The organism is Rhodoglobus aureus (assembly GCF_039527955.1).
In the GTDB taxonomy this organism is placed as follows: Bacteria; Actinomycetota; Actinomycetes; order Actinomycetales; family Microbacteriaceae; genus Rhodoglobus; species Rhodoglobus aureus.
Map to the genome: position 1 here is coordinate 23160 of NZ_BAAAKW010000063.1, position 6423 is coordinate 29582.

The window sequence follows — 6423 nt, forward strand, 5'->3', positions numbered from 1 at the left end:
CGCTGGTTATTCGGTGTTGTCGTCTACGACTGTGGGCGCTGTGACTCCGGCTACGAGCTGGCGAACGTAGCCGAAGTCTGGGTTCTCGGGCACGACATCATTCGCCGGAACCAGCTCAAGCGAGCCAATCGGCAATGCTCGAGTCTTGGAAGCGAGATTCACGAAGTACCCGAGGCTCCCCTGCGGAATATCGGTTGTCACGACTTTCGAGCTGGCGGCGGCGATGGCCTGAACCTTGGTCAGCACATTAGACGGCGTGAACTGCTCAATGACCGCCTGCTGCAGTTGACGCTGACGCGCCATACGGTCGTAGTCGCTCGTGTCGTGCCTCGAGCGTGCATACCAGAGGGCGTGGTAACCATCCATAACCTGCACGCCCGCGGGAATCCATTCCGCGACGATCGTGAATTCGGCATCCGCGTGAATCGGCACAGCTTCTTCGGCATTAATTGTGACGCCACCAAGCGAATCAATCAGGTCTGAGAATCCCTGCATGTCGATGAGCGCGTAGTACTGGATGCCGAGCCCCGTAATGCCTTCAACGGCATCGCGCATGGCCTCGATTCCGGGCGCGCTGCCGTTGGCTACTGCGTCTGGGTAGAGCTCTGGAGTTTTGAGCTCAACCTCGGTGTAGACGGAGTTGAGCATGCACACGTCAACGGCGCAACCGTATGATCCATAGCCGTCAGGGTATATGTCCGCAAGCGGCGACCCTTCGACGAAGGGCGCGAGCTGGATGTCGCGCGGAAGGCCGATTAGGACTGCCTCGCCCGTTTCAGCATCAATACTCGCCACGGTGATGCTGTCGGGTCGCAGCCCATCACGATCGACTCCGGCGTCCCCACCGAGAAGCAGGATGTTGTAGCGCCCGTCGATGGGTTCTTTGGTTGGCGCAGCGATGAAGACGTCGCTGAGGAACGAATTGGCGGTCGTCGCGATGTAGGCACCATAGCCAGCGGTGCCTGCCACGACGACGAGAACGATCGCGCTGAACGCCGCAACGACGGAGCGACCAACGGGCGTAGCGCGCCCAAGGTTGGCGAGTGACCAGGCATTGACGGTAAGAATGAGCCACAGAACCGCGTAGAAGGCCAAGATGAGCGCAATCGCCCAGAGCCCCAACGTGCTGCTGCCCACGGTAAGCAGCACCGTTGGTGCGGCGACGGAGAGTACGACGCTGGTGGCCACGATCAGGAGGAACAGAAAGCTTACGACGACGCCGAAGCGGCCAAGCTTTCGGTTGCCGGCGAGGAGTTGAGCCGAGCCAGGAATGAGCACGTTGAGGCCAAGCAGCCACCACGCGCGTTTCGTCATCGTCTCCGGCGACCGATCTGCCGGCTGACGGATGGAACTCGCTGCGCTCACAGGCTCGCGTTCAGTGCGGCGTTTTTGTCGTCAACGAGCGCTTCAAGTTGCGCCGCGTATTCGGCAAGTTTTTGGGTGAGTTCGGCATCCCCTGACCCGAGAATCCGGGCTGCCAAGATTCCCGCATTGCGCGCTCCGCCGATCGATACCGTCGCAACAGGGATACCTGCGGGCATCTGCACAATCGACAACAGCGAATCCAGGCCGTCGAGGCGAGAGAGCGGAACCGGAACACCAATAACGGGAAGCGTCGTCACAGAAGCCAGCATCCCGGGCAAATGAGCAGCGCCACCCGCCCCAGCAATGATGACCCGGATGCCGCGACCGGCCGCTTCTTTGCCGAACGCGATCATCTTCTCGGCACTGCGATGCGCAGAAACCACGTTGACTTCGTGGGCGATACCAAAATCTTTGAGCGCAGCGGATGCCTCGACCATGACGTTCCAGTCAGAGTCTGATCCCATTACGACGGCTACTTGCGGTTGAGTCACGGAACCCATGGTAGGTGTCAATCCTTCAGAATTGCTGCTGCGGCACGCGCGCGGTACACCACGTCATCGAGGTCGTCGCCGCTCACATTGACGTGTCCGACCTTGCGGCCGGGGCGGGGCGCTTTGCCATACTCGTGAAACTTCGCCGTCGGTTGGTTCGCGAAAGCTGCGGGGTAGCGGTCGGCGATTGTTCCGGATGCTGGTCCCCCGAGAACATTGATCATGACCGTCCACGGCGAGCGCGCATCCGTCGCGCCGAGGGGAAGATCGAGCACGGCACGCAAGTGTTGTTCGAATTGGCTCGTGACCGCGCCATCCATTGTCCAATGCCCGCTGTTGTGGGGACGCATCGCGAGTTCGTTGATGAGTAGGCGTCCGTCGGAGGTTTCGAAGAGTTCCACGGCGAGTACGCCAGTGACACCCAGTTCGTCGACGACAGTGCGCGCGATAGTGGCTGCGGCATCCGCAAGTGATCCAGTCAACGACGGTGCGGGTGCGATCACTTCGGCGCAGACGCCGTCTTGCTGAATCGACTCAACGAGGGGCCACAATGCGACTTCGCCACTCGGGCTGCGGGCGGCTAATTGTGCGAGTTCACGAGTAAACGACACGAGTTCTTCGACCAAGAGAGGGTTGCCTGCCTCGAACCAGTCCGCAACATCGCTTGCGGCTGAGACCACGCGAACGCCTTTGCCGTCGTAACCGCCCCGAGGAGTTTTGACGATCACTCGTCCACCGTTTGCGGCCAAGAATTCGTCAAGCTCGGCCGGCGTCGACACACTCGCCCACTCGGGTACGGGTAGTCCAAGACGGGTCAACTCCTGACGCATCAGAATCTTGTCTTGCGCAACCGCTAAGGGTGCGGGGCCCGGATGCACAGAAACTCCAGCCTCGACGAGCTGAGCCAGCACCCCCTGAGGCACGTGCTCGTGATCGAAAGTGATGACGTCGACATCGCGGGCAAAAGCGAGAACGGTGTCGGCATCCGTGTAATTGCCGACGGCAGTCGCCGCCAGCTTCGCAGACATTCCCTCGCTCTCGGCAAGCACGCGAAGCTCAATACCGAGCTCGATTGCGCGCGGGATCATCATTCTGGCCAGCTGGCCTCCGCCAATTACGCCCACGATCGGTGGCACTAGTGACTCCTGCACTGTCTAAGATGATGCCCAGTTTCGGGCCTAGCTTGGCGGGTTAGACTTCGAACCGCCCTGCCCCATTCTTGTCTACTGCGGAGATCACATGCGAAAGCTGCTCAGCCAATTTCTGCGTTTCGGCGTAGTGGGGCTCGGCGGGCTCGTGATCGATGTCGCAGTATTCAACCTGTTGCGGATCACAATTCTCTCACCCGACGTTCTTCACGAAGGACCGGTGATCGCCAAGATCATCTCGACGACTTTGGCAATAGGCGCAAACTGGGTCGGCAACCGTCGCTGGACTTTTGCAACTGCAGGGCGCGCCGGGGCCGCTCGCGAAGGCATCGAGTTTGCCATCGTCAGCGTTGCCGGAATGGCAATCGGCGTGTTGTGCCTGTGGGTGTCTCACTACGTACTCGGCTATACATCGTTGCTGGCCGACAACATCGCCACCAACGTTGTTGGCCTCGCTCTCGGCGCCTTCTTCCGTTTCGCCCTCTACCGCTGGTGGGTCTTTAACCCGAGCCGTGGCGTACTAGCTGCCGAACACACCGCTGCCGACGTGGTGTTAGGGGCGACCCAACGCGCGATAGGTCCAGCCGGCTTCACGCCACTGCACCGGGTTCAAGCAGTTTCGACCGTCGAGGATCGCGCGCACCGAAACGACTGAGCCGAGTTCGTTCGGATCGATGTCGCGGTACTCTCGCCACTCGGTGAGCACCAGAACAACATCAGCATCGCGGGCCGCTTCCTCGGCGCTAGCGACGTAGTCGAGTTCGGGGCGCAGCCGGCGCGACGTTTCAATTGCCTGCGGATCGGTCGCCCGAACGTGCCCACCCAACTCAGCCAGGCGTGCTGCGACATCGAGTGCCGGGGAATCGCGCACGTCATCAGAGTCTGGCTTGAATGCAAGCCCGAGCACCGCGATCTTTGCCCCTTCGATGGTTCCGCCGAGCACTTCGCGACACAGGTCGACCATGCGTTCGCGTCGACGGAGGTTTATCGCATCGACTTCACCGAGGAAGTTCAGTGCATCCCCGGCACCAAGCTCCGAAGCACGCGCCATGAATCCACGGATGTCTTTGGGCAGGCAGCCACCGCCGAAACCGAGGCCAGCATTCAGAAATCGGCGACCGATGCGCTGGTCGTAACCAATCGCATCCGCAAGCTGGGTGACATCGGCGCCCGTAACTTCCGCAACCTCTGCCATAGCGTTGATGAATGAGATCTTGGTGGCCAAGAAAGCATTGGCTGCGACCTTGACAAGCTCAGAAGTGGCGTAATCAGTGATCACGCGCGGGATACCTTGAGCGAGCACTGTGGCGTACACCTCGTCAAGCACGGCGACCGAGTGGTCGTCGCCGGGACGCACCCCATAGACGAGGCGATCGGGGCTGATGGTGTCTTTCACCGCATAGCCTTCGCGCAGAAACTCTGGATTCCACGCCAAATGCGCGCCAACCGCCTCGATGCGTGCGGCGAGGTGCTCAGCCGTCCCCACTGGCACCGTCGATTTTCCGACAACGACATCGCCCGGTGAAAGGTGAGCAACAATTCCGTCGAATGCAGACTCGACCGCAGTGAGATCTACCGCGTTTGAGCCTTCTTGTTGAGGAGTGCCGACCGCGATAAAGTGCACGGTTGCACCTCGTGCGAGGCTCATGTCGGTGCTGAAAGCTAGCTTGCCCGCCACGAGAGTTTCGCTCAGGAGTTCTGGCAACCCAGGCTCATAGAACGGGGCGTTGGCCGATGACAAGAGGTCAACTTTTGCCTGGTCGATGTCGATGCCAACAACATCGTGACCAAGTTTTGCGAGCGAGGATGCATGAACGGCACCGAGGTAACCACATCCGACAACTGAGATCTTCACGCTGCGCACCCTATCTGATCAGAGTGGACAGAAAGTAGTGTGCGGCCGATCCAGCGCCAAGAAAGCAATCCCTCTGAGGGCAACGGTCCTAACGAGTTCCCCACACCGTGGTCTCGTCTGCGGCCTGAGACTCGTCACGCTGCCGCCTCATCGAGACAACATTTTGGTTGTTCTCCATCAGGTCGTGCAGTGCCGCTTGAGTGATCGACACGGAGGGGATGTCGCGCAAAATCACCGGGTAGTCGTGACCGGCGTTGATCAAGAGGTCGCCGCTGCCGAACATCCGCTGCACCCAATTTTGGCGCACCGTCACGTCATAACCACGGCTATGCAACAGTTCTTGCCTGATGCGAACGAACACCCCGCTCGACAGAACTACCCGTCGTGTGGTGATTGTGTAGTTTCTGGCGAGCCACGCAAAGAACGGCAAAAACCACGCAACCACGATGAGCAGGAGGCCCGCAGTGAGGAGGGCAAGGTTCTGCCAATCTTCTGCGAAGCTGCCAAAGAAGTAGCCGAGGGCTGCTGCGGTCGCCACCAAAATGATGCCGGGAAAGATCAGCGCACGCGCGTGCGAGCGAACACGGGCGACAATCGCCTCGCGTTGAACGCTCACTGGCTCATTTGGCATAGCTCATTCATACCGCAGGTGAGTGACGTCCCCTGCCGCGACGTGCTGCAAGCTGCCGTTCGCGTCGTCCTTCACGACCAACTGCCCCTGGTCGTCGACAGTTTCGGCAGTGCCGAAAATGCGTCCACCGCCAGGAAGCTCAACTCGAACGCGCCGACCGATCGTTCCGCATTCAGCACGCACAGCATCCGCAATTCCACTGCGCACAGCATCGAGCTCGCCGCCAAGGTACTGCTCATAAAGGCCAGTAAGTTGCGTCAGGTAGCTGCTGAGCACCAGATCAACACCGGGATCAGCACCCTCTAGCAGCAAAGACGTCGATACGGATGTCGGCAGTTCGTCGCGCTCAATGGTGAGGTTCAACCCCGCACCGACGATCACACCCGAGCCGTCCGCCACAAGTTCTGAGAGCAGCCCAGAAACCTTTAGGCCTTCAATCTGAACGTCGTTCGGCCACTTCAGGGTGACCTCGCGATCGTTCACCAGACTGCGCACGGCTCGAGCCATTGCCAGACCGCCGAGAAGCGGCATCCACGCCAATGATCCAATGGATGCCTCTGCGGGCGCCAGCAGCACTGAGACAGCGAATGTCTTGCCCGGGGGCGCGATCCACTCTCGGCCCAGTCGGCCGCGACCTGCAGTCTGATTTGTTGTGATCAGAGCAGAGAGGTGCTGCGCTTCGCCGCGTGCCGCTCGCGCCATCAATTCTTGATTGGTCGATCCGACCTCATCGAGGTGCTCAAGCAGGGGGAGAACGGCGGCGCTCAATGGAAGGTGCATCACTTCAGCGTAGATGCAAAAGAGCACGCGCCGGCGGTCTGCGTAGATGCCCCGAGGAATCATGTCAAGATGCGCGCGAGGATTGATTCGTGGAATCATTTGAGAGTGCGCGCGAGGATGGTCTGGCTGCTGGTCCTTTCTTGCTGGTCGTCA

At 60.2% G+C, this 6423-nt stretch carries 7 protein-coding genes; 1 reads left to right on the forward strand and 6 read right to left on the reverse strand.

The features are described 5' to 3' along the window. Positions 1-6: 6 nt before the first annotated feature. The 3 genes from ABD112_RS12715 to ABD112_RS12725 are packed head-to-tail and all read right to left on the reverse strand — an operon-like array spanning position 7 to position 2992. A complete protein-coding gene (locus ABD112_RS12715; RefSeq protein ID WP_343926404.1) occupies positions 7-1314 on the reverse strand; it encodes an LCP family protein in 1308 nt (435 codons plus the stop codon). 47 nt (positions 1315-1361) lie between these two features. Beyond that, entirely contained in the window at positions 1362-1865 is a 504-nt protein-coding gene (gene purE, locus ABD112_RS12720; protein ID WP_343926406.1) for a 5-(carboxyamino)imidazole ribonucleotide mutase, read from the reverse strand. 8 nt (positions 1866-1873) lie between these two features. Next, the gene (locus tag ABD112_RS12725; RefSeq protein ID WP_343926408.1) at positions 1874-2992 is read right to left on the reverse strand and encodes a 5-(carboxyamino)imidazole ribonucleotide synthase; all 1119 of its coding nucleotides are present in this window, start codon (positions 2990-2992) and stop codon (positions 1874-1876) included. A 103-nt stretch (positions 2993-3095) separates the two neighbouring features. On the opposite strand from ABD112_RS12725, the gene ABD112_RS12730 reads away from it, so the two are divergent. Next, positions 3096-3659, forward strand: coding sequence for a GtrA family protein (locus tag ABD112_RS12730; protein ID WP_343926410.1), 564 nt, complete (start codon positions 3096-3098; stop codon positions 3657-3659). Here ABD112_RS12730 and ABD112_RS12735 read toward each other — a convergent pair. From ABD112_RS12735 to ABD112_RS12745, 3 genes are all read right to left on the reverse strand, one after another. Then, complete coding sequence (locus ABD112_RS12735; protein WP_343926412.1) at positions 3558-4859, reverse strand: UDP-glucose dehydrogenase family protein; 1302 nt, start codon at positions 4857-4859, stop codon at positions 3558-3560. The genes ABD112_RS12730 and ABD112_RS12735 overlap by 102 nt on opposite strands. Positions 4860-4947: 88 nt before the next feature. Further along, positions 4948-5490 carry a PH domain-containing protein gene (locus ABD112_RS12740; protein WP_343926414.1) on the reverse strand — a complete coding sequence of 181 codons (543 nt, stop codon included), beginning with the start codon at positions 5488-5490 and terminating at the stop codon, positions 4948-4950. 3 nt (positions 5491-5493) lie between these two features. Then, positions 5494-6270 carry a biotin--[acetyl-CoA-carboxylase] ligase gene (locus ABD112_RS12745; protein WP_343926416.1) on the reverse strand — a complete coding sequence of 259 codons (777 nt, stop codon included), beginning with the start codon at positions 6268-6270 and terminating at the stop codon, positions 5494-5496. Positions 6271-6423 lie beyond the last annotated feature (153 nt).

Coding starts and splice junctions, on each gene's coding strand:
- ABD112_RS12715 (WP_343926404.1), bottom strand. CDS start 1,314: ATGACGAAACGCGCGTGGTGGCTGCTTGGCCTCAACGTGCTCATTCCT.
- purE (WP_343926406.1), bottom strand. CDS start 1,865: ATGGGTTCCGTGACTCAACCGCAAGTAGCCGTCGTAATGGGATCAGAC.
- ABD112_RS12730 (WP_343926410.1), top strand. CDS start 3,096: ATGCGAAAGCTGCTCAGCCAATTTCTGCGTTTCGGCGTAGTGGGGCTC.
- ABD112_RS12740 (WP_343926414.1), bottom strand. CDS start 5,490: ATGCCAAATGAGCCAGTGAGCGTTCAACGCGAGGCGATTGTCGCCCGT.
- ABD112_RS12745 (WP_343926416.1), bottom strand. CDS start 6,270: ATGCACCTTCCATTGAGCGCCGCCGTTCTCCCCCTGCTTGAGCACCTC.